Below are 909 nucleotides of genomic sequence, written 5' to 3'. Positions count from 1 at the left end.
GAAAGCCTGGGAAAAAGCCTGCATCAGGTGGGGTATTGCCTCTTCCAGATGAAGCAATACGCCGAGGCTTTGAACTGGGCCGAACGCGCGGTCAAGGAAGCAGAGCAAGGCGACATTCACGGCCGCGTCGATCACCAAGGCCTGCAACGCTCCCGCGAGGCGGTCGAGGAATGCCGGCGGCGGCTGGCCGAGCAAGCCGACTGATCCCGCCCCAAAAGTGACCGAAAACGTACAAAAGCGGGCGATTGTTCCGAATAGTGAGATCCTGAATCGGGAAAGGGCTGAAACGGAACGATTTTGTCGTGGCCCGGGGTTTGCAATTGGCAAGGGAGACAAGGCGCGCCGGCGGGGGCTGGCGGGCCCGCGCAACAAAACAGGGAAAACGGCGCATGACTCCCGAACAAGCCCTGGTCGTTGATTTCAACCTGACGGATTTCGTGGACGAGTTCACCCACTGCTTCACCGGCGAATGTCGGGTGAACATCCTGTCGGTGTTGTCGAAAATCAACAAGGTGATGACCGAGGACGCCACCTTGACCACCCTGGTGGACCTGACCTTGGACGTGTTGCGCCAGCGGTTGCGCATGCAGCGCGGCATTGTGATGCTCTACGACCGCTCGTCGGAAACCATTTTCATTCACCAGAGCTTCGGCCTGACCGACGAGGAAAAAGGTCGGGGCATTTACGCGCCGGGGGAAGGGATCACCGGCAAGGTGGTGGAAAGCGGCAAGGCGATCATCGTGCCCCGTCTGGGCGAGAACGCCGATTTCCTGGACCGCACCCGCGCCCACGAGGACAAGCGCCACGCCAACCGCGCGTTTTTTTGCGTGCCCATCGTGCATGCGCGCAAGGTGCTGGGGACCATCTGCGCGGAACGCACCTACATGAACCAACGCCTGATACCAACGG

2 protein-coding genes are annotated in these 909 nt (G+C 60.6%); both read left to right on the top strand.

The window, feature by feature from the left end:
* On the top strand, positions 1-204 hold a 204-nt coding region (locus tag ROR02_RS16735; protein ID WP_170245171.1), incomplete at its 5' end, for a hypothetical protein.
* Positions 205-389: 185 nt separating this feature from the next.
* Positions 390-909, top strand: a 520-nt coding sequence (locus ROR02_RS16460) for a GAF domain-containing protein (RefSeq protein WP_147165119.1), incomplete at its 3' end; no start/stop codon positions are given.

The sequence above is a fragment of the Pararhodospirillum oryzae genome (assembly GCF_007992075.1).
GTDB classification, from domain to species: domain Bacteria; phylum Pseudomonadota; class Alphaproteobacteria; order Rhodospirillales; family Rhodospirillaceae; genus Pararhodospirillum; species Pararhodospirillum oryzae.
The sequence above is the reverse complement of the archived record's forward strand: the minus strand, read 5'-3'. Positions and strand labels throughout refer to the sequence as shown.